At 71.6% G+C, this 25,431-nt stretch carries 25 protein-coding genes; 16 read left to right on the forward strand and 9 right to left on the reverse strand.

The window, feature by feature from the left end; translation table 11 throughout:
- The first annotated feature begins 48 nt into the window (after positions 1-48).
- Positions 49-1,560: a metallophosphoesterase family protein gene (locus D7223_RS13040; RefSeq protein WP_420330309.1), complete on the forward strand. Its 1,512-nt coding sequence runs from the start codon at positions 49-51 to the stop codon at positions 1,558-1,560.
- A 6-nt stretch (positions 1,561-1,566) separates the two neighbouring features.
- On the opposite strand, the gene D7223_RS13045 is transcribed toward D7223_RS13040, so the two are convergent.
- Positions 1,567-1,941, reverse strand: a complete 375-nt coding sequence (locus D7223_RS13045) for a cupin domain-containing protein (protein WP_120728592.1) — start codon at positions 1,939-1,941, stop codon at positions 1,567-1,569.
- Between the two features lie 124 nt (positions 1,942-2,065).
- Complete coding sequence (locus tag D7223_RS13050; protein WP_120728594.1) at positions 2,066-3,073, reverse strand: DMT family transporter; 1,008 nt, start codon at positions 3,071-3,073, stop codon at positions 2,066-2,068.
- An 81-nt stretch (positions 3,074-3,154) separates the two neighbouring features.
- On the opposite strand from D7223_RS13050, the gene D7223_RS13055 reads away from it, so the two are divergent.
- A complete protein-coding gene (locus D7223_RS13055) occupies positions 3,155-4,054 on the forward strand; it encodes a LysR family transcriptional regulator (RefSeq protein WP_120728596.1) in 900 nt (299 codons plus the stop codon).
- A 12-nt stretch (positions 4,055-4,066) separates the two neighbouring features.
- Here the strand turns inward: D7223_RS13055 and D7223_RS13060 are convergent, their stop codons facing one another.
- The gene (locus D7223_RS13060; protein WP_120728598.1) at positions 4,067-4,459 is read right to left on the reverse strand and encodes a nuclear transport factor 2 family protein; all 393 of its coding nucleotides are present in this window, start codon (positions 4,457-4,459) and stop codon (positions 4,067-4,069) included.
- Between the two features lie 190 nt (positions 4,460-4,649).
- Here D7223_RS13060 and D7223_RS13065 point away from each other — a divergent pair, with 190 nt between their 5' ends.
- Entirely contained in the window at positions 4,650-5,294 is a 645-nt protein-coding gene (locus D7223_RS13065) for an alpha/beta fold hydrolase (RefSeq protein ID WP_120728600.1), read from the forward strand.
- 16 nt (positions 5,295-5,310) lie between these two features.
- On the opposite strand, the gene D7223_RS13070 is transcribed toward D7223_RS13065, so the two are convergent.
- Both D7223_RS13070 and D7223_RS13075 read right to left on the reverse strand, forming a co-directional pair.
- On the reverse strand, positions 5,311-5,646 hold the full coding sequence (locus tag D7223_RS13070; RefSeq protein ID WP_120728602.1) for a DMT family transporter: 336 nt from the start codon (positions 5,644-5,646) through the stop codon (positions 5,311-5,313).
- A complete protein-coding gene (locus D7223_RS13075; protein WP_120728604.1) occupies positions 5,643-6,008 on the reverse strand; it encodes a DMT family transporter in 366 nt (121 codons plus the stop codon). The genes D7223_RS13070 and D7223_RS13075 overlap by 4 nt, the downstream gene beginning before the upstream one ends.
- Positions 6,009-6,203: 195 nt before the next feature.
- On the opposite strand from D7223_RS13075, the gene D7223_RS13080 reads away from it, so the two are divergent.
- Entirely contained in the window at positions 6,204-9,473 is a 3,270-nt protein-coding gene (locus tag D7223_RS13080) for an NACHT domain-containing protein (RefSeq protein ID WP_120728606.1), read from the forward strand.
- Positions 9,474-9,683: 210 nt separating this feature from the next.
- The gene (locus tag D7223_RS13085) at positions 9,684-9,968 is read left to right on the forward strand and encodes a DUF1905 domain-containing protein (RefSeq protein WP_120728608.1); all 285 of its coding nucleotides are present in this window, start codon (positions 9,684-9,686) and stop codon (positions 9,966-9,968) included.
- A 62-nt stretch (positions 9,969-10,030) separates the two neighbouring features.
- Here the strand turns inward: D7223_RS13085 and D7223_RS13090 are convergent, their stop codons facing one another.
- Positions 10,031-10,951 (reverse strand): CDP-diacylglycerol diphosphatase, encoded by a 921-nt coding sequence (locus tag D7223_RS13090; RefSeq protein ID WP_120728610.1) that lies wholly within the window; start codon positions 10,949-10,951, stop codon positions 10,031-10,033.
- Between the two features lie 218 nt (positions 10,952-11,169).
- Here D7223_RS13090 and D7223_RS13095 point away from each other — a divergent pair, with 218 nt between their 5' ends.
- The 3 genes from D7223_RS13095 (at position 11,170) to D7223_RS13110 (ending at position 12,937) form a co-directional block, all read left to right on the forward strand.
- Entirely contained in the window at positions 11,170-11,517 is a 348-nt protein-coding gene (locus tag D7223_RS13095; protein ID WP_120728612.1) for an ArsR/SmtB family transcription factor, read from the forward strand.
- Complete coding sequence (locus D7223_RS13100; protein ID WP_238161896.1) at positions 11,514-12,332, forward strand: SRPBCC domain-containing protein; 819 nt, start codon at positions 11,514-11,516, stop codon at positions 12,330-12,332. Before D7223_RS13095 ends, D7223_RS13100 begins: the two co-directional genes overlap by 4 nt.
- 236 nt (positions 12,333-12,568) lie before the next feature.
- Positions 12,569-12,937 carry a hypothetical protein gene (locus D7223_RS13110; protein WP_147252500.1) on the forward strand — a complete coding sequence of 123 codons (369 nt, stop codon included), beginning with the start codon at positions 12,569-12,571 and terminating at the stop codon, positions 12,935-12,937.
- A gap of 19 nt (positions 12,938-12,956) precedes the next feature.
- Here D7223_RS13110 and D7223_RS13115 read toward each other — a convergent pair whose 3' ends face one another.
- Complete coding sequence (locus D7223_RS13115) at positions 12,957-13,961, reverse strand: hypothetical protein (RefSeq protein ID WP_238161899.1); 1,005 nt, start codon at positions 13,959-13,961, stop codon at positions 12,957-12,959.
- A gap of 386 nt (positions 13,962-14,347) precedes the next feature.
- Between D7223_RS13115 and D7223_RS13120 the strand changes: the two genes are divergently transcribed.
- From D7223_RS13120 to katG, 4 genes are all read left to right on the forward strand, one after another.
- A complete protein-coding gene (locus D7223_RS13120) occupies positions 14,348-14,755 on the forward strand; it encodes a YciI family protein (RefSeq protein ID WP_120728618.1) in 408 nt (135 codons plus the stop codon).
- 4 nt (positions 14,756-14,759) lie between these two features.
- Positions 14,760-15,905, forward strand: coding sequence for an RNA polymerase sigma factor (locus D7223_RS13125; RefSeq protein ID WP_120728620.1), 1,146 nt, complete (start codon positions 14,760-14,762; stop codon positions 15,903-15,905).
- A 124-nt stretch (positions 15,906-16,029) separates the two neighbouring features.
- Entirely contained in the window at positions 16,030-16,458 is a 429-nt protein-coding gene (locus D7223_RS13130; protein WP_120728622.1) for a Fur family transcriptional regulator, read from the forward strand.
- Between the two features lie 22 nt (positions 16,459-16,480).
- The gene (gene katG, locus D7223_RS13135; RefSeq protein ID WP_120728624.1) at positions 16,481-18,757 is read left to right on the forward strand and encodes a catalase/peroxidase HPI; all 2,277 of its coding nucleotides are present in this window, start codon (positions 16,481-16,483) and stop codon (positions 18,755-18,757) included.
- A 120-nt stretch (positions 18,758-18,877) separates the two neighbouring features.
- On the opposite strand, the gene D7223_RS13140 is transcribed toward katG, so the two are convergent.
- Together D7223_RS13140 and D7223_RS13145 are read right to left on the reverse strand one after the other, a co-directional pair.
- Positions 18,878-20,083, reverse strand: a complete 1,206-nt coding sequence (locus tag D7223_RS13140; RefSeq protein WP_120728626.1) for a DUF2254 domain-containing protein — start codon at positions 20,081-20,083, stop codon at positions 18,878-18,880.
- Positions 20,080-21,024, reverse strand: a complete 945-nt coding sequence (locus D7223_RS13145) for a mechanosensitive ion channel family protein (protein ID WP_120728628.1) — start codon at positions 21,022-21,024, stop codon at positions 20,080-20,082. Before D7223_RS13145 ends, D7223_RS13140 begins: the two co-directional genes overlap by 4 nt.
- A gap of 228 nt (positions 21,025-21,252) precedes the next feature.
- Between D7223_RS13145 and D7223_RS13150 the strand changes: the two genes are divergently transcribed.
- The 4 genes from D7223_RS13150 to D7223_RS13165 are packed head-to-tail and all read left to right on the forward strand — an operon-like array spanning position 21,253 to position 25,381.
- Positions 21,253-22,833, forward strand: coding sequence for a phenylacetate--CoA ligase family protein (locus D7223_RS13150; RefSeq protein ID WP_120728630.1), 1,581 nt, complete (start codon positions 21,253-21,255; stop codon positions 22,831-22,833).
- Between the two features lie 2 nt (positions 22,834-22,835).
- Entirely contained in the window at positions 22,836-23,276 is a 441-nt protein-coding gene (locus D7223_RS13155) for a DUF4188 domain-containing protein (RefSeq protein ID WP_120728632.1), read from the forward strand.
- Positions 23,273-24,361 carry a GNAT family N-acetyltransferase gene (locus tag D7223_RS13160; RefSeq protein WP_120728634.1) on the forward strand — a complete coding sequence of 363 codons (1,089 nt, stop codon included), beginning with the start codon at positions 23,273-23,275 and terminating at the stop codon, positions 24,359-24,361. The genes D7223_RS13155 and D7223_RS13160 overlap by 4 nt, the downstream gene beginning before the upstream one ends.
- Positions 24,362-25,381, forward strand: coding sequence for a nitroreductase family protein (locus D7223_RS13165; protein ID WP_120728636.1), 1,020 nt, complete (start codon positions 24,362-24,364; stop codon positions 25,379-25,381).
- Positions 25,382-25,431: the final 50 nt, after the last annotated feature.

Consider the following 25,431-nt stretch of genomic DNA (forward strand, 5'->3'; position numbering starts at 1 on the left):
GACGCAGCGCCCCCGCGTCGGATTGCCGTGCCCGCACGCCTGCGGCAGGTGACCACTCGGCCGCTTGAGATCATGCGCTCGCGGTGGGCGCGCCGCGTCCTGGCGGTGCTCGCGCTGGTGGCCGTCACCGCCACCGGCATCACGATCGGCACCCTCCTGGGGGCGCGCGGAGGCAGTGACGTCGGGCCGTTCCGGGTGGCCTTCCAGCTGAGCCCGTCCACGGACGGCGGCTCGGAGATCGCCATCCCCCCGCTGGGATCACTCTTCCTCGACAGTCACGACGGCCCCGTGCGGCTGACCGTCCGCCTCGACTCGCTCGACCAGCGACGCACCGAGGCGCTGCTCGACGATCCCGCCGGCCTGGCCCGCGCCGGCGCCACCGCACCCGAGGACCTCCGCGACGCCCTGGTCCGCCTCGGGCTCCGTACGCTCGGTGTCTCGGTCCTGGCGTCGATGCTGCTCGCCGGGCTGGCGTTCCGGTCCGTGCGGCGGGTCGCCTGGTCGGGTGGTCTTGCCCTGCTGGTCACCGGCGGCGCCCTCGGCACGGCCGCCCTGACGGTACGACCACAGGCACTGGCCGAACCCCGGTACGAGGGCCTGCTGATCAACGCCCCGGCGCTGATCGGAGACGCGCAGCGGATCGCCGACGACTACACCCGCTACGCCGAGCAACTCCAACGGCTCGTCGGCAACGTGGGCAAGCTCTACACCACCGTGTCAACGCTGCCCATCTATCAGGCGGCACCGGACACCACCCGGATCCTGCACGTCTCGGACCTGCACCTCAACCCCGCCGCCTGGCCGGTGATCAGGACCGTGGTCGAGCAGTACGACATCGACCTGGTGATCGACACCGGGGACATCACCGACTGGGGCAGCGAGCCCGAGACGACGTACGTCTCCATGATCGGCCAGCTCGAGGCGCCCTACGTCTACATCCGCGGCAACCACGACTCACCCCGAACCGCGGCGGCGGTGGCCAGCCAGCCGAACGCGGTGGTGCTGGACGACTCCGTCACCACGATCGCCGGGGTGACGATCGCCGGCATCGCGGACCCCCGGTTCACGCCCGACAAACAGGCGGAGGAGGCGGGGCCCTGGGAGGAGCCGGCGACGACCGTCGAGGGCACCGGGACGCAGCTCGCCACGACGATCCGCGCCCTGGACCAGCCGGTCGACATCGCGCTGGTGCACGACCCCGCGTCCGCGCCCGGGCTCAACGGGACGGTACCGCTGGTCCTGGCCGGCCACACGCACCAGCGGGAGGTGACGTCGCTGCCGCCCAACGGCGAGGTCGTCACCCGGTTGGCGGTGCAGGGCTCCACCGGCGGGGCGGGACTACGCGGGCTCGAAGGCGACGAACCGATGCCGCTGGCCATGTCGGTGCTCTACCTCGGTGCCGACAACCGGCTCCAGGCGTACGACGACATCCGGGTCGGCGGCACCGGCATGGCGCAGGTCAGCCTCAACCGCAAGGTGGTCGACGACACCGCGCCCGCAGACCCGGCGGCGCCGTCCGTCAGCCCGGCCGCGGCGTCCGAGGCTCCCGCCGGCAACTAGGACGGCTCACTCCACCCGGGTCAGCAGCGGCTTGCCCTTCTCGACGACGTAGGTGGCCAGTTCGACCGCGATGTCGTCGCCGACGTTGCGCGCCCGGTGGTGCACGCCGTAGGGCACGGTGAGCGCGTCACCCGCGTGGCACACCACGGTCGGCTGGCCCTCGATGGTGTATTCCAGCGACCCCTGAAGAACGCAGATGATCTCTTCGCCGGGATGGAAGTGCGTGAACGGGGGTGAGTCCGGCGTGAACTCCACCCGGGTCTGCACGACCTCGCGTCCGGGGATGCTGAGGTCGTGCCGCTGTAGGTCGACGCGCCACAACCCCGGTGCGCCCTCCACCGCCGTCGGGCTGATGCCCCTGGGCCGATCTTCGCCACTCATCACGGTCTCCTGTAAGCGGTCGTACGGACGGCAGCCACTGCGGGTCGCTCCATCGTCTCGACGATAGGTGGCCGAGGGCGCCGCGATGGCATCTTCCCCGGTCGCCCGCCGCCCCGGGAGACCGTCAGCGGCGCGTCGCGAGGACCACGCCGGTCAGGCAGAGCGCGCCGCCCACCAGGGCGAGCGGCGCCGGTACCTCGTTCAGCAGCGTCCACGACAGCAGGACGGCCACCGGCGGTACCAGGTAGGTCGCGGCGGTGGTGCGCCCGGCGGTCCAGCGGGACAGGACGTAACCCCAGGTGAGGAAGCCGATCGCGGTCGGGAACACGCCCAGGTACAGCATGCCCAGGGTGGCCTGCGGCGGTGCGGTGGCGAGCTGCGCGAGGAGCGTGGGAGCGAACGGCAGCAGCACCGCGGTCCCGGCCAGCGCGCCGAGCCAGGTCATCGTCGCGGCGTCCACCCTCGCCAGCAGGCGCTTCTGGAGCAGTACGCCGAAGGCGTACAGCACGGCGGAGAGCACCGCCAGCCCGACGCCGATCTTGTCGACGTGCCCGGTGAAGCCACTGGCCGCGATCAGGGCCACGCCCGCGAAGGCGATCGTCACCCCGGCGCCGAACCGGCCGGTGAGCCGCTCGCCCAGGACGAGGACCGCGGCCACCGCGACGAGGATGGGCGCGACCGCCACCAGCAGCGCCGCCGTGCCGGCGTCGATCAGCCGCTCCGCGGCGTTGAGCGCCACGTTGTACCCGCCGAACCAGGCCACGCCCCAGAGCGCGATCAGGCCCAGGGTCGCGCCGCGGGGCAGGGCGACCCGGCGGGACACCGCGCGGCCCGGCTCCGACCGGGTGTACCGCGGCCGGGTGCCGCGGCGGCGCAGTCCGGCGGAGAGTGCGATGAACGCGCTCAGCGCGACGGACGCCGCCGCCATGCGGCCCAGTGCCATGGCGCCGGGGGAGTAGTCGTGTCCGGCGAAACGGATGCCGACGAACGCCGACGCCCACAGGAACACCGTGGTCCCGGCGGCGACGATCGGCCAGGACCGGGGCCGGGCGGACCCCCGCGGGTGGACGTCCCCGGTGGCCGGCCGGACGTCGCTCCGACTCGGACCGGTGCTGAGCTGCGTACGGGACATGCGGCAAGTCTGGTGCGCCCGAATCTTCAGCACCAGTGACTATTTCTTCACGACGATTCAGTCGGGCTTTATTGTTGTCGGGTGCTCGACGTCCACCGCCTCCGCATCTTCCGCTCCGTCGTCGCGTCCGGGTCCGTCCAGGCGGCCGCCGCCAACCTGGGCTACACCCCGTCCGCCGTCAGCCAGCACCTCACCGCGCTCCAGCGCGAGACGGGCCTCGCCCTGCTCGTCCGAGCGGGACGGGGCCTGACGCCCACCGCCGCCGGGCACGCCCTCGCCGCCGAGGCGGATCGGGTGCTCGCCCGGCTCGGTGCGGCCGAGTCGCTGGTCGCCGATCTGCGCGCTGGCCGCACCGGGGCTTTGTCCATCGCGTACTTCGCGTCGGTGGGCGCGGCGTGGATGCCGCTCGTGGTGCGACGCGTCCTCACCGAACTCCCCGGCGTACGGCTCGACCTGGAACTGCGCGAACACATCCCGGACAGCCGGGAGGAGCGCGCGGACGTGCAGGTGGTCGTGGCGGGCACCGCGTTCGACCCGGGTTCGGGCTTCACCGCCCACCATCTCCTCGACGACCCGTACGTGGCCGTGCTGCCCGCCGGGCACCGCCTCGCCGGGCAGGAGGAGGTGGACCTGGCCGATCTCGCCGACGAGCGCTGGGTCGACAACGACTTCGCGCGCGGCTGGTGCCGTGCCAACCTCATCGAGGCCTGCACCGCCGCCGGCTTCAGCCCGGCCTTCCGGGTCGAGGCGCACGACTACCCCACGGCGGTCGCCTTCGTCGCGGCCGGCATCGGCCTGACCGTGCTTCCCACGCTCGGCGCGGCACACCTGCCGCACGGCGTGAGCCGCGTTCGAGTGGTCCGCCCGACGCCGGTCCGGTCGATCCACGTGGTGGTGCACGACGCGATCGCGCACACCCCGGCGGCGCGGACGACGCTCGCCGCGCTGCGCGAGGCCGCCGGTTCGGCGAACGAGCGGTAGGCCCGTCCCGGGTCACGATCCGGCCGGCGGCTCGGCCACCTGCTGTCCCGGCCAGAACGGCCACTCCTCGAACGACCGGCACCGTCCGTCGTCGGCGAATCGCATGATCCACAGGTCGCGGTACTCCTGGTCGACCGGGTCGCCGTAGCGGACCTCCTGGCGCGACACGGCGGTGTCGCCGTCGACCGCGACGATCTCCCAGGTCATCCGGAACACCTCGTCGGGACCCTTGCGCTGCTTCTCCCACATCCGGGCGATGGCCGGCAGGCCCACCACGGGCGTCCAGTACGGCCCCTGCCGGTAGCTCGCATCCTCGGTGAAGAGCGTGACCAGCGCGTCCGTGCCCGGCGTCCGCCACACCTTCTCGTAAGCGCTGATCCAGTCGTCGACGTGCCTCCTGTCCATGGAACACACCCTGCCATCCGGTGGTCGGCAGGCGGCGGGAACCGGCCAGCCGCCGGCCGACCCGGCGGCCGGAAGTCACGGTCCGTCGCCGGTGGCGGGACCCGGGCGTACGACGAGGCGGTCGCCTCGACCGCGTCGTCGAGTGGTGACTGCACCAGAACTGTCGGACCCGTGTGTGAGGCTCCGGGACATGACGACTTTCGTGCTCATCCACGGCGGCGGGGGCAGCGCGTGGGACTGGCATCTGCTGGTTCCGGAGCTGACCGCCCGCGGCCACGACGTGGTGGTGCCGGAGCTGCCGATCGGGGACAAGTCGGCGGGGTTCGCCGAGTTCTGCGAGACGGTGGTCGACGCGGTCGGTGACCGGGACGATCTGGTGGTGGTCGGGCAGTCCTACGGCGCGTTCACCGCGCCGCTGGTCGCCGACCGGCTGCCGGTGCGGCTGGTCGTGCTGCTCACCCCGATGATCCCCAGACCCGGTGAGCGGCCGGGGGACTGGTGGGACAACACCGGTTACCGGGGCACCGAGGGGCTCAGCGAGGAGCAGCAGTTCTACAACGGCGTGCCGGCCGAGGTCGTCGCGGAAGCCGCGAACCACGTCCGGGACCAGGCCAGCGCCGAGTGGGACGAGCCGTGGCCGCGGGATGTGTGGCCGGAGGTGCCGACGAAGGTGCTCATCGCCCGCGAGGACCGGTTCTTCCCGGTGGAGTTCCAGCGCCGGGTGGCCGCCGATCGGCTCGGCGTCGTTCCCGACGAGATGGACGGGTGTCACGCGGTGGCGCTCAGCCACCCGACGCAACTCGCCGACCGACTGACCGGATACCTGCGGAGTTAGCCAGGGACACCCGACCCTACGCACGCGCGGAGTGCGCGCCCACCTCGACGATGAACACGCCGGTCGCCACCAGACCGATGCCGACCAGCATCCGGGTGGTGAGGACGTCCTTGAACAGGATGCGGGCGAAGACGGCGGTGAGCGCCAGACCGGTGGCGGCCCAGATGCCGTACGCGACGCCGACCGCCATGCCGTGCCGCAGGGTCAGCGCGAACAGGCCGAACGAGCCCAGGTAGCCGACGACGATCAGCGGTAGCCAGGTCTTGCGGCGCAGACCGTCGGAGGCGCGCAGTGCCATCGTGGCGGTGATCTCCGAGCCGATGGCCGCGAGCAGGAACAGCCAGCTCGTCATCGGGCGACCTCCGGGACGGCGTCGTCGGCGGCCGGCGACGTCCGGGTGTGCGAGCCGAACTCCACCAGCAGAACCCCCGCCACGATGACCGCGAAGCCGAGACCCATCACCCAGGTCAGCGGGTCACCGAACAACGGGACGGCCAGTACCGCGGTGGCCACCACACCGCAGGCGGCCCAGATGCCGTACGCCACCCCGATCGGCATCCCGGCGCGCAGCACCACCGACAGCAAGGTGAACGCGAGCGCATACCCGGCGACCACCACCGCGATCCAGGCGGCGTGGTCGTTGGACGCCCGAAGGGCCAGCGTCGCACACGTCTCGGCGACGATCGCGCCGGCCAGAACGGCCCACTTCCGCATGGGTCCATCCTTGTTCACCGAGCCGTCCCCCGCCACGAAGGGCGTGACCCGCCGTAGGGCACCCGCGTGCGTCGGTGAGACGGATTCGGCCAAGTCAAGAAACTCGCAGTTCAGGAGGGGTTAGCCTCGGTCCAGCCGGGCGGTGAGTGTCGCTCGTATTCGACGTACGGCGGCGCGCGGACGGGGGTGCGACGCATGCGCGGTCCGCTCTGGCGCGGGTGGCTCTGGACACCGCGCACCTGGGTGGCGATGACCTTCCGCCGAACGGCCACCTGGTTCCAGGGCCGGTCTCAGGAGCACGCACGGCTGCAAGCGGCCCGTCCGGCCGCTCCCGCCCGCTGGTGGCACCGGCCCTGGTGGTGGTACGCCCTGGCGGCGTTCACGGCCGTTGTCCTCATGGTGTGGGTACTCACCCAGTTCGTGCTGCCGCTGTGGAACGTCTGGCTCGACCGGCGGGTGGGGTTCCCACCCACGGAGTGGGTCCACCGCCAGCTCTGCAGCGATGGCGACGGCGAGCAATGTAGGAAGATCGCCGGCTTCTTCGCCACACTGTTCCCTCTGCCCATCCTCCTGGCCGTTTTCTACCTCTTCACCCGGGGCTACGTCGAACCCGCCTACCTGAAGATCGCCCGGCGTACGCCCGAGGAACTGGTCACCACCTCGAACGACGTGCTGGCCGACGTCATCGGCCGGGACGAGCTGTGTGAGGTGCTCGTCGAGCGCGTCAGGGATCCGGGCGTGCGCTGCCCGATGGTGTTGGTGGGTGGGGTCGGGGCGGGCAAGAGCGCCATCCTGCTCCGGCTGACCCACGAACTCGCCCGGCGGGGAGTCGTGCCGATCGTGCTCCGGGTAAGGGATCTGGATTTCAGGGACGGGCTGGACTTCGAGAAGGCGGCGCGGCAGCACTTCACCGACTTCATCGACCCGTTTCTGTACAGCGGTGCGCAGGGCGACCGGCTCTGGCGCCAACTGCGCTGGAGCAACCAGATCGCCGTGCTCGCCGACGGGCTGGAGGAACTCGGTGGCACAGGCCAGTACGGGCACCAGGGCCAGTACGACAGCGTGCTGCGGGACGCCTTCACCAGGGCGGCACACCACCGGCTGCCACTGATCGCGGCCACCCGTCCGTACGACCCGTTGCGCAGCATGCCCGCGGTGATTGTCGAACTGGAGCCGCTGAGCGAGAGTCACGCGCTCGCCTTCGGCCTCGGAGACGATCAGGCGCAGTCACCCGAGTCGGCCGTCCTGACCCGCCTGATCAACGACGCCGATGCCACCGAGTCTCCGCTGTACCTGAAGGTGATCCGTGACCTAAACAGGTACCAGCACCTGCCGGAGGAACTTGGTGGCGATCCCGGGCCCCGAACGGCAAACCATCCGGCCGACCGGTCGATGGTCCGCCTCAAACTTCTCCACGCCTGGCGGCAGGCCATCGAGCAGGGATACGTCTGCGAGGACTTCGCCCACAACCCGGTGGAACGCAGGCACGTCCTGGATGTGGTCGCGGCCTTCGCCTGCATCGGCCTGCTCCAGAATTCGCTGAGCGTCAGTTACGACCACCTCACGGAGAACGGCGACTGGACGCGCGAGGGCCACCCGTACCACGTGATCTTCCAAAAACTGGAGGAGCGCGTGGCGGACGGTCTGGACGTGCGGAGCCGGGTCGACCTGGTCACCGCGGTAACCACGGCGGGCGAGTTCTCCGTGGTCGGGCTTGACCCCGAGGGCCTACGGTTCCAGCACGGCGTCATCCAGGCATTCCTGGCTGAGCAGTTCCTCACCGAGTCCGACGTCCGGCAGAAGCTGCTGCCGGAACTCATTCGGGACGAGCCCAGCCACGAGTCCCTGATCGCGCTGACCCTGTTGTCGCGGGAGAACGACACCACCGATGCCCTGAACGCTCACCTCGTCGACATGCTCAAGAACCACGCGAACCACGGTGCCAACAAGTGCTGGCGGCTGGAGATGTACGCCGCCGCCCTGGAGATAGGTTGCGCCATGGCGCCGCCCAGGCACACCGACATCGTGATCGACATCCTGTCGAAGTGGAGCGACTTCCACGAGGGAGATGTCGGCGACCGACCCCTGGACGAGGCGAAGGTCAGCCTCGTCCGACGGTGGGGCGACACCGCTCGCCTGGTCACTGACGACCACCACCGGCGGCCGGCACGGCACGGTGGATCGAGGCTGCACGGGGCAGCCGTGTTCCTCGGCCGGCGGCGACATGCCGAGACGAAGACCTACCGCAGCCTGTACCAGCTCGCCGCCCGGGAGAGCTCCTACCGCGTCCGGCTCGCCGCCGCCAAGGAGATCGGACTGGGCGGCCGGCCCGCCGCGCACGAGATGGTCGACGGCGGGGGCCTCAGGCCCCTGCACACCGGCTGGACCACCGACGACAGCGGACTCTGGGAACGGCAACTCCGCGGATGGGTGGTGCCCCTGCTGCATCTGTCGACGCTCTACGATGTCGGCGATCCGAGCGAGCTCCCCCCGGAGACCGATACCGATGGTTGTCTCCGGGAGTGGCTGAAGGAGCTGGCAGCCGGGACGCTCTGCCTGTACTCGGAAATCGCCCTAGCCCAGGGTTTCCGGCTCGCCGCCAACGTGCGCAGCCTGCCACGCGGTCGACCGATCGGGGACCGGAGCGCGCTCGTCGAGAAGGCCGAGTTCGCCCTGACCCACTCCCGGTTCTGGTACAGCCATCTCGTGCTCATCCAGGCTCTCACCCTGTTCTCCCTGCCGATCGAACCAGGTGATCTACTGCCCGCCCGGGGTCACGGAGCCAACCCGGTCGGCCTGGTGCAGCACTGGCTGGCCATCGCCAGCAGCGGCGTGCCGAACCGGGAACGCTGCACTGCTCACCCCTTCCTGCTGGCGGCCGGCCGGCTCTGCGTATCGGCATTGATCACCCGGCAACCGGAGCGGTTCTGCTGGATAGACGAAGATGACACCGCTGGCCGCGTGGGAGCGTGCAGCCCTTCGACGGACGTACGGCGCGTGCAACGGCTGTGGATCCCGGACTCGATGGGCTGGAGCGTGCTGGAGCCGCGCGCCGAGCGGCTGCTCGCCGACGTGATGCTGCTGCTGAATCTCGCGGACCGGGGCGACAGCCTCGTCGCCCGGGAGGAGCGGCTGCGCCGGGCTGATCGCTGCGACCTGCCGCCGTGCCTCACCGCGGACCGGAGGGCGATGGAGCCGGAGCGCAGCGTTCACGGCGTGGAGGCGTGCGCTCCGGGTGCCACCTGCCTGGACGACTGCCCCTTCCGGCTCTGCCCCCTGCCGGCTAAGGGTGAACCGTTGCCGCACCGGTTGGACCAGAACTTCTCCGCTCGCCAGGCCGATCTCGCCACCCTGCGCTACCTGCTGCCGGCCCGGGCACCGTGGCAGAGCGTTCCGCGAACGGAGATGCGGCGGTTCTGGCGCCAGATGTCCTGGCGCGACCTGCCCCGCTTCCGCCGCTGGTAGGGGTGCCTGGTCGTGCCGGACACGGCAGAGGGCCGCCACCGGCGCCGCAGCACATCGGCGAGACGGCGGCCGCCGTCTCCTCCGTCGTGGCCGCGGGGCGGTCCACGCATGGCCGGGTATGTTGATAGTCATGGTGCCCCGTTGGACCTCGGACCTCGATGTCGACGCTCTCTGGCCGATCGTTGCCGCTCGGCAGTGCCCGATTCGGTGATGGAGTTCGAGGGCGTGGTGTGGGAGTGGCGAGGGCCGTCCCCGTACCACTTCGTCACCGTCCCGGACGAGTGCGCCGAGGTGGTACGCGAGTTGGCGTCGGCGGTGACGTACGGCTGGGGGATGGTGCCCGTCGAGGTCCGGCTCGGGCGGAGCCGATGGCGGACCTCGTTGTTCCCCCGGGACGGCGGCTACGTTCTCCCGCTGCGGGACTCGGTGCGCAAGAGGGAGAACATCTGCCTCGACGACGTCGTGTCTGTTCGCCTGGTCATCCCCGCGGGATGACAGCCGCCGGTCGGTGATCGTCCGAGGCGGTCGGGGCCCGCGAGGTCGCGAGCCCGGTTCGGTCAGGCGTACGCGAGCAGGAAGTCGACGGTGCCGGTGCCACCGGGCTGGCCCGGCGGGACGGGGAGGCCTGGTTCACTGTTCAGCACGTAGAACCCGCCGTTGCCGATCAGTCGCGGCGTCACGGCCAGGATCTGTGCGGACATGGCCGCTCCGGTCGGCCGCACCACGCTGTCGAGCAGGAGCCGGAAGAGATTCGTGTTCAGGTTTCCGACGTGGAGCACGCGGTATGAGCGCGGAGCGGGATTGCCGGCGCTGGTGAGGCCCCAGATCGGCACGATCTGGTTGCGCCACCGCGATGGGGTGTTGGTGATCGTGGCGTCGTAGTTGTTCAGTTGGGTCTGGATGCCCGAGTGGATGCCAGCCAGGTGGATGTGGAGCTGGTCCTGCTGGCGGATCGAGGGGTCGGCCGAGTTGATCCCCAACCCGATGTTCGGATACACCACATGTCCCGGCTGCCCCGGCTGAGCGTTGTTCCATGCCTCCAGCCAGTAGTTCGGCGCGGCGGCGGTGGTGATGAACGGACACTCGATGCCGCTGATCCGGCAGCTGGGCACGAGCAGGTAGTCGTGGTTCGACCCGGACCCTCCGTTGAGGATCACGTAGGTGGGGGTCGTCCGCAGGCACTGTGGAAAGGGTGGACCGGTCTTCGTGCCCTCGCAGACCTGCACCCTGTCCCACAGGTCGTACCTGCCTCCGGTGTCGCTGGGGTAGCCGCACAGGGTGGAGGGGGTGGGACAGGTCGTGGCACCGGGACCGTCGGGCGCCGGTGGGGCGGGCTCGGGGGCCTGGTGTTCGCCGCCTCCGTCGGCCAGCGCCCGACCCGCGCCCATCAGGCCCAACAGTCCCGTGGCACCGGCGGTGCCGGAGAGCCGGACGAACTGACGTCGGCGGAGTCCCTCAGTTGGTCTGGTGTGTTCCATGATCACCCTCCGTGGCTGCTGCCGTGTCGAGTCGCTGGGGGGCATCACCCGCCAGGTGGCGAACGGCAGGAGCTGACCGGCGCGAACATGGCGATAATAGGATGAATCAGGCACACGTTCGAGGGGCGGTCGAGCGGGATCCCCTGATCGTGTCGCTTCCCGGAGACAGTATGCAAATGATCGCTTGCGCAAGCGATCATTTGCATTAGGATGGGGGCATGCCTACCCCGACCGTGTCGCCGGCCCCCGATCTCGACGCGGCCTTCGCCGCCCTCGGCGACCCCGTCCGCCGCGCCCTGGTGACTCGTCTCGCGCGCGGGGACGCCACGGTGGGCGAGCTGGCCGAACCGTTCGACCTGACCCCACAGGCGATCTCCCACCATGTCGGTGTCCTGCGCCGGTGCGGCCTGGTTGAACAACGCCCCGAGGGCACCAGACGTCGCTGCCGGCTGCGGGCCGACCAGTTGGCGCTGCTCGGCACGTGGATCGACGACCAGCGCCGCGCCTGGAACGACCGGCTCGACACCCTCGCCCAGCACCTCGCCGACGACGGGGCGGGCAGTTGACCGCCCGCGCGAAGCTGCACGGCGACGAACTGATCGCCCAGCGCCACCTGCCGGCGCGACCGGAACGCGTGTGGGTCGCCTTCACCTCGCCGGACGGCATCGCGGCGTTCTGGGGCGGCTCGCACGCCACCGTGCCCACCGGGTCGGTGACCGTGGACCTGCGTCCGGGCGGTGAGTTCGCCCTCGACACCTGCGCCCCGGACGGCGCCACCCGCCGGCTCCGGTTCGTCTACGCGCGCATCGACGCGCCGCGCGAACTCGTGTTCGACGAGCCCGTCACCGGCCTCCGTACGACCGTCACCGTCCGTCCCGCCGACGGCGGAACCGATCTCGTCATCCACCAGCGCCGGCTTCCGCCCGAACTGCGGACGGCCCGAGCGGTCGACGGGCTCGCCTCGATCCTCGACGCCCTCGCCGCACACCTGCGGCATTCCCCGATCACACCAGAGGAGATCGCCATGACCCGACCGACCCAGCGAGAACTCGTCGCGGACTACTTCGCCGGATTCCGGACGACCGACCACCGGCGAATCCTGGCCACCCTCACCGACGACGTCGAGTGGGTCATCCACGGCCACCGGACCACCCGTGGCAAGGCGGAGTTCGACAGCGAGATCGAGAATCCGGCCTTCACCGGTAGCCCCGAACTGGACGTCCAACATGTCCACGAGGCCGGCGCTGTCGTCGTGGCCACCGGCGAGGGTCGCGGCACCAGCGTGGACCACGGGCCGTTCCGGTTCGCCTTCAACGACCTGTTCACGTTCCGCGACGGGCTCATCGCCCGGGTGGACTCCTACGTCGTACCGCTGCCCTGACCCGCAGGGGCGACACGGCGCTACCCGGCGGGATGCGGGCATCATGGACGGATGGCGATCGCTCCACCACGCTGGGTTCGTACGCTCGCCCTGGACCACCAGGGGTGGCCGGGTCGGGCCGCCACGTCGTGGCTCTGCCGCCACGTGGCGGGCCGCCCCCACGTGCCGGTGGGCGACCTGTTCGACGTTCTGGTCCCCGCGACGTGCGGCGCGCCTGCCTCGCCACCCTGCGGGACATGGACCGCCCGGAGGACCGCGACGTGCTCTGCCGCCTGGCGATGGGGGGCGACAGGATCGCGCGGACGGTGACGGTCCAGACCGGTCACCTGCCGTCGCGGCGGGAGGACGTGGCACCGTTTCTGTTCCTGACCGAACAGTGGGACCGCTACGACGACGCCGATCCCGACGGCCGACAACTGCGGAAGTACGCCGGGAAGCTGCACCGGTACGACGAGCTACGTGACCGACTGTGCGCCGCGGCCGACAACGGCGGGCGCGACCGGCCGTGCACGGAGACCGACCGGAGCTTCCTGCGTCGGTCGGGTGCGACCGCTCACGGCGTGTCCGGCAGCGGCGGTTTCGGCCACGGCGTCAGCGTGCACTGACAGGTCGTCCCCGGACGGGTCACGAGCGGCCCGGGCCGTTGTCGCCGTCGAGGCGCCGTCGCTCGGCATCGCGAAGCTCACGGTAGTGCTGTGCCCGCGTCCGGAGACCGACCGCGTCGGCCGCCTCGGCGGCTGCCCGGAACACCACCAGGGGCAGGCGGGGAACCTCGCGCGCCCGCCGGTCCGCCTCGGCGAACACCACGTCGGCCAACTCGCCGCCGGCGCACCGGGCCAGGAGAAAAAGCTCCATCACGTACGACCGACCCAGGCCCACCTCCCGCCAGCCGGACACGTCGTCCAGGGCCCGGCCACACTCGCGCAGCGCGTCCCAGGCGGCGTGCTGGTTGCCGGCCTGGCGTTCCAGCCCGGCCAGGGACTGCCAGGCCGACGCCAAGTCCCAGGCGTCACCGGCGAACACCAGGCTCTCCCGCTGCGCCGCAGCCGCCTCGGCGAACGCACCCAGGTCGGTGAGCTGGTAGCGAAGCTGGCTCAGGGTGGCCGCGTCCCGCGGGCGACCCACGGTCCACCGGTCCAGCCAGTGGCGGGCCAGTACGGCGTCACCGACCCGCTTGGCGCGCTCGATCCAGGTGAGCGGGTCCTCGGCGTCCGGATCGGCCGGGAAGTACGACAGTCGCCCCTGCCACCACTGCGCCAGGTCCTCCTCGGACACGCACGGCTCGCCGTCCTGATCCGTCAGTCGCTCCAGCACGTCGTCCCGATCGGCGTGGCCGCTGTCCCGGACGAAGGCGATGGTGGTCCGGACACCGGCGGCGAACAGGTGCTCTATGTCGTAGCCGCACCAGGTGTCGAAGTTGGCCCCCTTGATCTCCCAGTGCAGCCAGACGTCCTGCACCCGGCGGTACCCGGCGAGGAGGAAGCCGGCCAGTTCGGTCTCCTCACCCAGCCCCTGGGACGGGGCCTCCCGCCGGCACCGCGCCTCCTGCCCGGCCAACCAGCGCACCAGCGCAAGGTCCTCGGCGCGGTGGTCGTACTGCAGCGCCCACAACACCCTCGCCCGCCGCACCGCGTTTCCGTCGCAGGCATGGCCGTCGGCGTCCGTGGCGTGCTGGTAGCGCAGCTCCGGCCACCCGGCAGACGACCTCCGTGCCCGTGCCAGCTCACGCCGCGCTGACTCCATCATCCTGCTCGGCCGCTCTCTCCGTCGGTGGCGATGTCGCCCCGCGTCGGCAAGCCCTGACGTGCCATCGCCAGCACCTCCGACGACGAAGGCCGCGCCGGAAGCGGGCCGCCTCGATCATTCCACTCCACACCCGGAGTTCCGCATCCCGGTCCACCTCAACCCGGGTGCCAAAAAAGGTTCGGCCATGTTGTCGAGAATCCGGGGCCGGCTCCGTCCCCGGGGTGAACGCGACCAGAATGGGGGTCGCACCGGCACGGAGGAGAAACACGATGGCCAAGTACCTGCTGCTCAAGCACTACCGGGGTGGCCCGACCCCGATCAACGACGTGCCCATGGACCAGTGGACGCCGGAGGAGATCTCGGCGCACATTCAGTACATGAACGACTTCGCGGCCCGGCTCGAGGGGACCGGCGAGTTCGTCGACGGCCAGGCGCTCGCCCCCGAGGGGACGTTCGTCCGGTACGACGGGGAGGGCCGCCCGCCGGTCACCGACGGTCCGTTCGCCGAGACCAAGGACCTCATCGCCGGCTGGATGGTGATCGACGTCGACAGCTGGGAGCGGGCCGTCGAACTGGCCGGGGAGCTGTCGGCCGCCCCCGGGGTGGGCGGCAAGCCGCTGCACGAGTGGCTCGAGGTGCGTCCGTTCCTGACCGCCCCGCCGACCATCACGGAGTGACCTGATGGACGAGGTTCTGCTCCGGAGCCTCACGCCGGGTGTGCTCGGTATCCTCGTCCGCCGCGGAGCCGACTTCGCGGCGGCCGAGGACGCCGTGCAGGACGCGCTGCTCGAGGCGGTCCGCGTCTGGCCGGCCGACCCGCCACGGGACCCGAAGGGCTGGCTGGTCACCGTGGCGTGGCGCCGGTTCCTCGACGCGACCCGGTCGGACGCCGCCCGCCGCCGGCGTGAGGACCTCCTCGACGAGGAGCCGGCGGCGGGGCCGGTGCCCGCGGTGGACGACACGCTCCAGCTCTATTTCCTCTGCGCCCACCCGTCGCTGACGCCGTCCTCCGCGGTCGCGCTGACGCTGCGCGCGGTCGGCGGGCTGACCACCCGGCAGATCGCCGCGGCCTACCTGGTGCCGGAGGCCACCATGGCGCAGCGCATCAGTCGGGCCAAACGCACCGTGTCCGGCGTGCGGTTCCACCAACCCGGCGACGTCGCCACCGTGCTGCGCGTCCTCTACCTGGTCTTCAACGAGGGCTACTCCGGCGACGTCGACCTCGCCGCCGAGGCCATCCGGCTCACCCGGCAACTCGCGGCCGCGATCGACCACCCCGAGGTGGCCGGGCTGCTCGCCCTCATGCTGCTGCACCACGCCCGGCGCGACGCCCGGACCGCACCGGACGGCAGCCTGGTGCCGCTGGCCGAGCAGGACCGCGGCCGGTGGGACACCCGGTCGATCGCCGAGGGCGTGTGGATCCTGCAGAAGGCGCTGGCCCGCGACCGGCTGGGCGAGTTCCAGGCCCAGGCCGCCATCGCGGCCCTGCACGCCGACGCGCGCACCGCCGAGGAGACCGACTGGGTGCAGATCGTCGAGTGGTACGACGAACTCGCGCGCCTGACCGACAGCCCGGTGGTGCGGCTGAACCGGGCGGTGGCCGTCGGTGCGGCCGACGGACCGCGCGCCGGCCTGGCGGCGCTGGTGGGGCTGGACGCCTCGCTGCCCCGCCGGGCCGCCGTGGCGGCGTACCTGCACGAGCGCGACGGAGACCTGGCGACGGCGGCCCGGCTGTACGCCGAGGCGGCCCGGAAGGCCCCCAACCTGGCCGAGCGCGACCACCTGACCCGTCAGGCCGCCCGGCTCCACGCGCGCCGCGGGCGCTGAGATTACGGGTCGGAGGGCGACAGCGGGGCGACTCGGGACGATATCGGGCGGCAGCCCGCGCGAGCCCGGATCACGATCATGGCAGAACTTGATTGATTCCAGAAAACTGGGATATGTTCGTCCGGTGACGGACGACTTCGAGACCCAGCTTCGCGCGGTCTCGTTGCGCGTGACCCGGCCCCGGTTGGCGGTGCTCGCCGCGCTGCGCGACCACCCGCACGTCGACACCGACACGGTGATCGCGCTGGTCCGGGCGGACCAGCCCACGGTCTCCCACCAGGCGGTCTACGACGTGCTCCGCGCGCTGACCGACGCCGGTCTGATCCGGCGCATCCAGCCCGCCGGGGCGGTCGCCCGGTACGAGTCGCGGGTGGGGGACAACCACCACCATGTCGTGTGCCGCTCCTGCGGCGTGATCGCCGACGTCGACTGCGCCGTCGGTCACGCCCCCTGCCTGACCGCCTCGGACGACCGCGGGTTCGCCGTCGACGAGGCGGAGGTCGTCTACTGGGGCACCTGCCCCGACTGCGCGACCGAACGCACCTCCCATTGATCGCCAGTTCGGAAGGAAACAGATGAGCGACACCCAGGACAACGCTTTCACCAGCGCGCAGGGCGTGGACAAGAAGGAGGCGGCCGGCTGCCCGGTCGCGCACGACTCGGTGACCGCGCACGGCAGTGAGAGCGAGAACCCGGCGATCGACTCGCCGACCCCGAAGACCGGCGGTCGTCCGCGTACGAACCGGGACTGGTGGCCCAACCAGCTCGACCTGTCGGTGTTGCACGCCCACTCGTCCAAGGGCAACCCGCTGGGCGAGGACTTCAGCTACGCCAAGGAGTTCGCCAAGCTCGACGTCGAGGCCCTCAAGCGCGACATCACCGAGGTCCTCACCACCTCGCAGGACTGGTGGCCGGCCGACTTCGGCCACTACGGCGGCCTGATGATCCGGATGAGCTGGCACGCCGCCGGCACCTACCGGATCGAGGACGGCCGCGGTGGGGCCGGCGACGGTGGCCAGCGTTTCGCCCCGCTCAACAGCTGGCCGGACAACGCCAACCTGGACAAGGCCCGCCGGCTGCTGTGGCCGGTCAAGCAGAAGTACGGCCAGCAGATCTCCTGGGCCGACCTGCTCGTGCTCGCCGGCAACGTCGCCCTGGAGTCGATGGGGTTCAAGACCTTCGGTTTCGGCTTCGGCCGGGAGGACGTCTGGGAGCCCGAGGAGATCTTCTGGGGTCCGGAGGACACCTGGCTCGGTGACGAGCGCTACGCCTCCGAGAAGGAGATGGCCGCCGGCGTCGGCGCCACCGAGATGGGTCTCATCTACGTCAACCCGGAGGGCCCCCGCGGCAACGCGGACCCGCTCGCGGCGGCGCACTTCATCCGGGAGACCTTCCGCCGGATGGCGATGAACGACGAGGAGACCGTCGCCCTCATCGCCGGTGGCCACACCTTCGGCAAGACCCACGGCGCCGGTGTCGCCGACGGCCACGTGGGCCCCGAGCCCGAGGGCGCCCCGCTGGAGACGCAGGGACTGGGCTGGCTGAGCACCCACGGCAGCGGCAAGGGCAAGGACACGATCACCAGCGGTCTCGAGGTGACGTGGACCGACCGGCCGACGGAGTGGAGCAACCGCTTCTTCGAGATCCTCTTCGGCTACGAGTGGGAACTCACCACCAGCCCCGGCGGCGCGAAGCAGTGGGTCGCCAAGGACGCCGAGGCGATCATCCCGGACGCCCACGACCCGTCGAAGAAGCACAAGCCGACGATGCTCACGACCGACCTGTCGCTGCGCGTCGACCCGGCGTACGAGAAGATCTCGCGCCGCTTCCTGGAGAACCCCGACGAGTTCGCGTTGGCCTTCGCCAAGGCCTGGTACAAGCTGCTGCACCGCGACATGGGCCCGGTCAGCCGTTTCCTCGGACCGTGGGTGGCCGAGCCGCAGCTGTGGCAGGACCCGGTGCCGGCGGTCGACGGCGCGCTCGTGGGTGACGCCGACGTCGCCGCCCTCAAGGCGAAGGTCCTGGAGTCCGGGCTCACCACCGCGCAGCTGGTCTCCACCGCCTGGGCCTCCGCCGCGAGCTTCCGGTACACCGACAAGCGGGGTGGTGCCAACGGCGCCCGGATCCGTCTCGAGCCGCAGCGCAACTGGGAGGTCAACCAGCCCGAGCAGCTCGCGACGGTGCTGGAGACCCTCCAGGGCATCCAGCGGGAGTTCAACTCCGCCGGCGGCGCGCAGATCTCGCTGGCCGACCTGATCGTGCTGGCCGGTTCGGCCGCCGTCGAGAAGGCGGCGCGGGACGCGGGCGTCGAGGTGACCGTGCCGTTCCGGCCGGGCCGCACCGACGCGACCCAGGAGCAGACCGACACCGAGTCCTTCCGGGTGATGGAGCCGCGCGCCGACGGGTTCCGCAACTACCTGCGGGCCGGCGAGAAGACCCAGCCGGAGGTGCTGCTCGTCGACCGTGCCTACATGCTCAACCTCACCGCACCCGAGATGACCGTCCTCGTCGGCGGCCTGCGGGCGCTGGGCAACAACGTCGGCGGCGCGACGCACGGCGTGCTCACCGACCGGCCCGGCGTGCTCACCAACGACTTCTTCGCCAACCTGCTCTCCCCGGGCACCCGGTGGAAGGCGTCGGAGTCCGAGGAGCACGTGTACGAGATCCGGGACCTCGCCACCGACGAGGTGAAGTGGACCGCCACCGCGGTCGACCTCGTCTTCGGGTCCAACTCCCAGCTGCGTGCCCTCGCCGAGGTCTACGCCAGCCAGGACGCGCGCGACAAGTTCGTCACCGACTTCGTCGCGGCTTGGACCAAGGTCATGGAACTCGACCGGTTCGACATCGCCTGACAGCTTCCACCGACGGGCCCCGGCCGATCCTCAGGGATCGACCGGGGCTCGTCCCGTTCCTGCTCCCGCTCGTCGCCGGATACCGGGCCGGCCGAACCGCGGCGTCCGGACACGTGGTGGTCAGTGGCTGCCCGGGCCGCGGGCCGGCAGCCGACGGCCGATCGTCGCCCGGTGCACGGGTAGCGCGACGGACGCCAGGTCACGGACGATGCTGTCCAACAGGTGCATCACGCGCGGCTGATCACCGGCGACGAGCCGGATGTCGTCGATGACCATGGCCAGGATGGTGTCGTAGCTGATGCCGGTGAACCGGGCGCGGACGGTGCCGTCGTCGTCGCGGACGACGTGGACCGGGTCGGGTCGGGCCGCGAGCCGGCGGAGCAGGTCGTGCGCCTCCTGGATGGCGCGTACGGCGGTGGTGACGTCGTTGACCGCGGGGGAGAGCGCGCGTTCGCTGATGTCGGCGAGTTGCCGGAAGCCGAAGCCGAGGTCCTGGCCCGGGGTGCGTTCCACGCCGATGGTCACGCCCTGTTCGGCCCGGTCGGCCGGCACCGGACGGCCCGTCCCGCCGGCGGTGCGGTGTACGCGCAGCAGGGGTGCTCCGGTCACCACGAAGTCACCCGGTATGGGCACGACGGTGATGGCGCAGTCGTGTTCGCGGGCCAGCCGCGCGAGCAGGGCCAGGTCGATGTTGCTGACCATGCCGGGTGCGGTGGCCGGCACGGTCTGGATCACCTCGCCGAGCACCGTCGCCGACGGCTGGTCGGGTGGGGGGAGCTGGGCGATGGACCGCCGCGTCTGCGCGCCGATGGAGCCGATGATGTGCGAGACCCGCATCACGGTGGTGATGTGGTGCAGGTAGTAGATGAAGGTGCCGCTGCTGGCCAGCACGAGCGCGATCGACACCGCGAGGGACAGCTCCGGCAGTCCCTCGTCCCGCTGGGCCGGCAGCGCGGCCAGCACCACCATCGCGAACAGGAAGGTGGCGACGAACGTGCCGAGTGTCGCCTGGATGGTCCGGTCCTGAAGGAAGGTCCGCAGCACCCGGGGGGAGTACTGGCTGCTGGCCAGTTGCAGGGCCACGACCGTGATGGAGAAGACCAGCGCGGTGAAGGAGATCATCGCGGTGATGATCGAGGACAGCAGCGACCGGGCGCCGGCGGGACCGCTGGGCACCACCCCGCCGAAGGGCAGGTCGAACTGCAACTCCAGTGCCGACAGTCCGATCGCCGACGTCACCGCACCCACCGCGAAGACCGCCGGAACCAGCCAGAAGCTCTCCCGTATGTCGGACAGCCGCTTGGACATGGTGCGCGGCCGGCTCACGACGCGGGACCCGTCATCGGCGGTCGACCGGGGCCGGCGACCGCGCCGGGTGGCTTGGGTGAGTAGACGGTGATGTCCTGGGTCTCCGAGGCCACCCGGATGCCGCTCTCGGCGAAGCGGTCCAGCACCCGCCGGGTGACCTGGTCCTTGACCTGTCGGGCGGCGCGCACCGGCACCACGAACCGGGCCGACAGCTCGACCCAGTTGGGGGTGGCGCGGACGAACACCCGGGGATCGACCTCCGCGTCGGCGACCGGGTAGCGGTGGCGCATCTGCTCGATGGCGCGCCGCGCCTCGGCCGTCGAGGAGATGTTCTCCGCCTCCTCGCACAGGATCCGCTCGGCCAGGTGCCAGTCCGCCTCGTAGGGTACCGGCAGGATCAACTCCTCCCACAGGTGGTCCAGCACCGTGCTGCTGTTGTAGACCGGCGTGCAGAACACGAAGCGGTTCGACAGCGACACCACCCGTCCGGTGTACTGGCGACCGCGGACCCAGGACTCCGGGTCGGTGGAGGACCCGCTCTCCAGAATGCGGGTGCGCAGCGGAGTGATGTCCAGGACGTCACCGCGCACATCGCACATCTGGATCCGGTCGCCGACCCGGAACTGCCGGCCGGTGAGGATCGAAATCCACCCGGCGAAGGCGCCGATGACCTCCTGAAGGGCCAGCGCGAGACCGACGCCGATCAGTCCGACGACCAGGCCGATCCGGCCGGCGAACGGCCGCCACAGCAGCGCCAGCGCGAACAGCAACACCACCACCGTCAGGTAGTGCGCCGCCTTGCGCAGGTAGTAGCGGTTGGTGGTGTCCTTCACCCGGAGGGTGGACAGGCGACCGGCCAGGGCGGCGAGCACGACGGCCAGCACGATCAGGACGATGCTGGTCACCAGGCGACCGCTCACGCTGCTCGTGTCCCAGAGTGCCTCCAGGAACCGCTCCATGCTGCTTGCCCATCATCCTCGGCGGCGACCGGCCGATGGGGGTCCGTCGCATCGGTTCCACCATAGGCAGCCGCCGGGGTTGAATCTCGCCAAACGCCGACAGGGGCGGCCCGTGGCACCGGGTACCAGCCGGGCGTGCGCCCACGCCTCCCGCTGAGTAGGGATACTCAGCGGGGCACCGTCCGCCGGCTCAGGCGCACCCGGTCCGGCGTGGACAGGATGGCTGTCATGGCTGAGCTGCCGCACCGACACACCGTTCTGCGTACCGTCGACTCGCCGTTGCCGGCGCTGGCCGCGCGCGGCCGGCACGCCGCGCTGGCGGCTCTGGGCCGCGTGGTCGCCGCGCTGGCCCGGATCATCGGCCGGCATCCGGCCGGGTGGCGCTGGCTGGCCCGGCGCCACCACCCGGTGCTGGAGCGGCTGGCCGCCGCGAACGCGCGCGCGATCTGCGTCCGGGCCGCCCGGCGGGTACCCGCCTACCGGGCGTTCCTCCGCGCCCACCCCGCCGGTGCCCGTCGCGCGCTGGCGGACTTCCCGGAGACCGACAAGCGCGGGTACGTGGTGGCCCACGATTCCGCCGCGCGCTGCTGGCAGGGGCGGCTGCCCACCCGCGGGGTGGTGGTCGACGAGTCGGCCGGTTCGTCCGGGCGGCCGTTCAACTGGCCGCGTTCCGACCGTGAGCTGCGCGCGGTGCACCGGGACATCGTCGGCTACACCGGCCTGGTCTTCCCGATGCGCCGGCCGTTCGTCATCAACGCGTACTCGATGGGGGCCTGGGCGACCGGGACGACGACCGGCGCGGCGATGGCCCGGATCGCGGTGGTGAAGAACACCGGCCCGGACCTCGGCAAGATCGTCGACACGCTCCGGGAGTTCGGTCCCGACTTCGACTACCTGGTGACCGCCTATCCGCCGTTTCTCAAGCACCTGCGGGACCGGCTCGACGCCGAGGACTTCCCCTGGTCGCGGTACCGCGTCTTCGCCAGCTGCGGCGGCGAGGGGATGACCGAGGCGCTGCGCGACTACCTGGAACAGCGGTTCGCGCTGGTGCGCTCGGCGTACGGGGCCTCGGACCTGAGCATCGGCATCGGCGCGGAGACCCGGTTCACGGTGTGGCTGCGGCGGCGCCTGCAGACCGACCGGGAACTGCGGGCCGCCCTGCTCGGCGCCGACGAGCAACGGCTGCCGATGGTGTTCCAGTACAACCCGTTCGCCACCTACCTGGAGACCAACGAGCGGCGGGAACTGGTCTGCACGATCACCGACGGCGACGTGCTCCAGCCCCGGCTGCGCTACAACGTCGGCGACGAGGCGCTGCTCGTGCCGTACCGGCGGGTCGTCGAGCTGGCGTGCGCCGACCCGGTCCGCCGGGCCGAGTTGCGCACCGTGGCCTCGGTGGAGCGGATGACCCTGCCGGTGCTGCTGCTCTTCGGCCGGACCGACTCGACGGTCTCCTACCTCGGCGCGAACCTCTACCCGCAGGACGTCGAGTACGGCCTCTACGACGGCAACCCGTACGCCGCCGAAATCGACCGCTTCTGCCTCGCGCTGGTCGAGGACACGGCGTTGGAGACGCGGCCGGTGATCCACCTCGAACTGCGTCGCCCGCTGGCCGCCGCACAGCGCGCGGCGCTCGCCGACGCGTGCCGCCGCGGGGTACGCCGGCACCTCACCTCGGTGTCGCGGGACTTCGCCCAGTCCCTGGTGGAGGACTCGTCCGCCGGCGACCTGCGGGTGGAGCTGCACGAGCCCGGTACCGGCCCGTTCGCCGGCCAGCAGAAGCTCAAGAACACCTACCTGGTGAGGTGACCATGCGAACCCGTGACTTCTCCCGCGCTCCCGCGCAGGCCCGGGCCGGTGCCATGTTCATCGGCGGGACCCGCTACGCGAACCCCCTGGTGCTGCTGCGGCTGGCCCCGGACTGGTTCCGGATGATCCGCGACCTGCGCCGGATGAAGGGCTACTGCTGGCACACGGTGTACTGGCAGTTCCCCCTGACGCTCGGCACGATCGCGTTCTTCACCGACCGGGACGCGATGCTGCGCTTCGCCCGGACCAGGCAGCACCGCCGGCTGATGGTCTGGCTGACCGACGGCACCCGCAACGCGACCGCCGGCTTCATCCGGCTCTACAGCGCCTCGCCGGACGGATACTCCAACGGCGCGTGGCGGGCCGAGGGCCCGGAGATGGGGCACATCGAGACCTTCACCGCGCTGGGCACCGAGACGACCGGTCCGGCGGTCCGCCGGTGAGCGCCGGCCGGCACCGGTTCGAGCGGGTCACCGACCGCCGCGGCCTGCGGGAGTTCCTCGCGTTCGCCGACCGGTTGTACGCCGAAGAACCGCGGCACGTACCCGTCCCACGGCAGCAGATCCGGCGCTGGTGGCGGGCCGGTGTGCCGCTGTACCTGCTGCGCGACGCATCCGGTGCGGTGGTCGGCCGCACCACCCTGCACACCGACGGCGACTTCGACGCCAAGCTGGGCCGCCGGTGCCAGCTCTTCGGGCTCACCGAGTTCACCGAGCCGGCCGCCCGGCCGCTGTTCGACGCGATCACCGCGCACGCCGACCCCGACGCCGACCTGCTCTTCGGCCCGGTGGCGCTGTTGCCCAACCAGGCCGGTGGGGTGATCACCTCCGGGTACGCCGGGCGGGGCTTCGTGGACAGCGCCTGGAACCCGCCGCGCTACGTGGCCGCCTACGAGGCGTACGGGTTCCACCGCCGGTTCGAGTCCGACACCTGGATCTGCCCGGTGTCCGCCCCGTCGGAACCGGCACCGCCGGTGGGCGTCGACCCGGACGGCGGTCGACTCGAACTGCACCGGGGTGACGTCCGGCGGCTCGACGGGCAACTCGACCTGCTGCGCGGGATGCTGAACGCCTCCTTCGCCCAGCTCGGCTACTACACGCCTATCTCCGCCGCGCAGCTGCGGCGGCAGACCGACGGGCTGGCCTACCTGCTCGACGAGTCGTTGCTGCTCTACCTGACCCGGGACGGCCGGCCGGTGGCGTTCGTGCTCTGCGTGCCGGACATCAGCGAGTTCCTGGTCGCGGTCCGCGGCGACCTGCACCCGGTCAACCAGCTACGGCTGCTGGCCGCCCGTCGCCGCTACCGCCGGGAGGCGGTGCTGATCGTCAAGGGCGTGCTCCCCGAGCACCAGGGACGGGGTTACCAGCGGCTGCTCTCCGCGCACCTGCACCACAACCTGCACGCCGCCGGCTACGAGACCCTGCGCAGCACCTACGTCGGGCGGGACAACCCGGCGTCGGCCGCCCAGTTCCTGCGACTGCGGGGTCAACCGCTGCACGGCTACACCTTCTACGCCAAGGAGCGCTAGGTGGACCTGTCGGCCTTCCGTACGCTCGAACCGCTGTGCTGGCGGGCGCCGAGCGCGCACAACACCCAACCGTGGCGGCTGCGCTACGAACCCGACGCGATCCGCGTCGGGTGGGACCCGGACCAGGCGTTGAAGGCGGCCGACCCCACCGGCCGGGACCTGCGGCTGTCCCTCGGCGCGTTCGTCGAGACCTGCCTGATCGTCGCGGCCGACGCCGGGTTGCGGCTGGAGTACGTCGCGGACCACGACGACCGGAACCGACGGGTGGGATGGCTGCGGCCGGCGCGGTACCGCTACCGGACATCCTTCCGCGCCACCGACGTGTGGGAGCGCCGCACCGACCGGGGCAGGTTCGCCGGTGCACCGGGGGGTGACGCGCTGGCCGTCGTGGACCTGGTCGCCCGGCAGGCCGGCGGCGGTGTCCGTGCCGTGCCGCGGGCCGGGCGTCTCGGCGGTCTCCTGCGCGTCGCCGACCGCCGTCTGTACGCGGATCCGGCGGTCGTCGCCGAGCTGCGCCACTGGTTGCGGCTGGATCCCGCGCATCCGGACTACCACGCCGACGGGCTCAGCGACCGCTGCCTCGACCTGTCCCGGCCCGCCGCCGCCGGGCTGCGTGCGGCGCTGGGCGCGTACCCGGTGCTGCGCCCGCTGGGGTTGCCGAGGCTGCTCGCCGCCGCCGGTGGCGACCCGCTCGCGCGGGGTGGCGCCGTGCTGGCCCTGATCGCCCCGGACGGCCTGGACGAGGCCGGCGAGGTCGAGTTCGGGCGGGTGCTGTTGCGGGTCTGGCTGACCCTGCACGCGGCCGGACTGGCGGCGCACCCGCTGAGCCAGCTCATCGACGTCGCCGCCACCCGGACGGCGCTCGGCGCGCTGCTCGGCGTGGCGCCGGAGCGACTTCTGCACGTCGCCCGGGTGGGTCGGCCCATCCGGGCGGCGCCCCGCTCGGCGCGCCGGGTCGGCGGTGGCGGGCGAGATCTCGGTCCCGTCCGCACCGGCGGATCGGCGCGAACGACCCGGTGACGGTGTCACCGGGTGGCCGGCGCACCGGGGCGAGCCGGCCCCACCACCGA

It is taken from the genome of Micromonospora endolithica (assembly GCF_003626595.1).
GTDB classification, from domain to species: Bacteria; Actinomycetota; Actinomycetes; order Mycobacteriales; family Micromonosporaceae; genus Micromonospora; species Micromonospora endolithica.

What these genes read in the sequence shown, in the direction of transcription:
- katG (WP_120728624.1), top strand. Translation starts at nt 16,481, where the DNA reads ATGAGCGACACCCAGGACAACGCTTTCACCAGCGCGCAGGGCGTGGAC.
- D7223_RS13065 (WP_120728600.1), top strand. Translation starts at nt 4,650, where the DNA reads ATGACGACTTTCGTGCTCATCCACGGCGGCGGGGGCAGCGCGTGGGAC.
- D7223_RS13045 (WP_120728592.1), bottom strand. Translation starts at nt 1,941, where the DNA reads ATGAGTGGCGAAGATCGGCCCAGGGGCATCAGCCCGACGGCGGTGGAG.
- D7223_RS13145 (WP_120728628.1), bottom strand. Translation starts at nt 21,024, where the DNA reads ATGGAGCGGTTCCTGGAGGCACTCTGGGACACGAGCAGCGTGAGCGGT.
- D7223_RS13060 (WP_120728598.1), bottom strand. Translation starts at nt 4,459, where the DNA reads ATGGACAGGAGGCACGTCGACGACTGGATCAGCGCTTACGAGAAGGTG.
- D7223_RS13080 (WP_120728606.1), top strand. Translation starts at nt 6,204, where the DNA reads ATGCGCGGTCCGCTCTGGCGCGGGTGGCTCTGGACACCGCGCACCTGG.
- D7223_RS13110 (WP_147252500.1), top strand. Translation starts at nt 12,569, where the DNA reads ATGGACCGCCCGGAGGACCGCGACGTGCTCTGCCGCCTGGCGATGGGG.
- D7223_RS13085 (WP_120728608.1), top strand. Translation starts at nt 9,684, where the DNA reads ATGGAGTTCGAGGGCGTGGTGTGGGAGTGGCGAGGGCCGTCCCCGTAC.
- D7223_RS13075 (WP_120728604.1), bottom strand. Translation starts at nt 6,008, where the DNA reads ATGCGGAAGTGGGCCGTTCTGGCCGGCGCGATCGTCGCCGAGACGTGT.
- D7223_RS13120 (WP_120728618.1), top strand. Translation starts at nt 14,348, where the DNA reads ATGGCCAAGTACCTGCTGCTCAAGCACTACCGGGGTGGCCCGACCCCG.
- D7223_RS13125 (WP_120728620.1), top strand. Translation starts at nt 14,760, where the DNA reads ATGGACGAGGTTCTGCTCCGGAGCCTCACGCCGGGTGTGCTCGGTATC.
- D7223_RS13050 (WP_120728594.1), bottom strand. Translation starts at nt 3,073, where the DNA reads ATGTCCCGTACGCAGCTCAGCACCGGTCCGAGTCGGAGCGACGTCCGG.
- D7223_RS13070 (WP_120728602.1), bottom strand. Translation starts at nt 5,646, where the DNA reads ATGACGAGCTGGCTGTTCCTGCTCGCGGCCATCGGCTCGGAGATCACC.
- D7223_RS13095 (WP_120728612.1), top strand. Translation starts at nt 11,170, where the DNA reads ATGCCTACCCCGACCGTGTCGCCGGCCCCCGATCTCGACGCGGCCTTC.
- D7223_RS13090 (WP_120728610.1), bottom strand. Translation starts at nt 10,951, where the DNA reads ATGGAACACACCAGACCAACTGAGGGACTCCGCCGACGTCAGTTCGTC.
- D7223_RS13155 (WP_120728632.1), top strand. Translation starts at nt 22,836, where the DNA reads ATGCGAACCCGTGACTTCTCCCGCGCTCCCGCGCAGGCCCGGGCCGGT.
- D7223_RS13150 (WP_120728630.1), top strand. Translation starts at nt 21,253, where the DNA reads ATGGCTGAGCTGCCGCACCGACACACCGTTCTGCGTACCGTCGACTCG.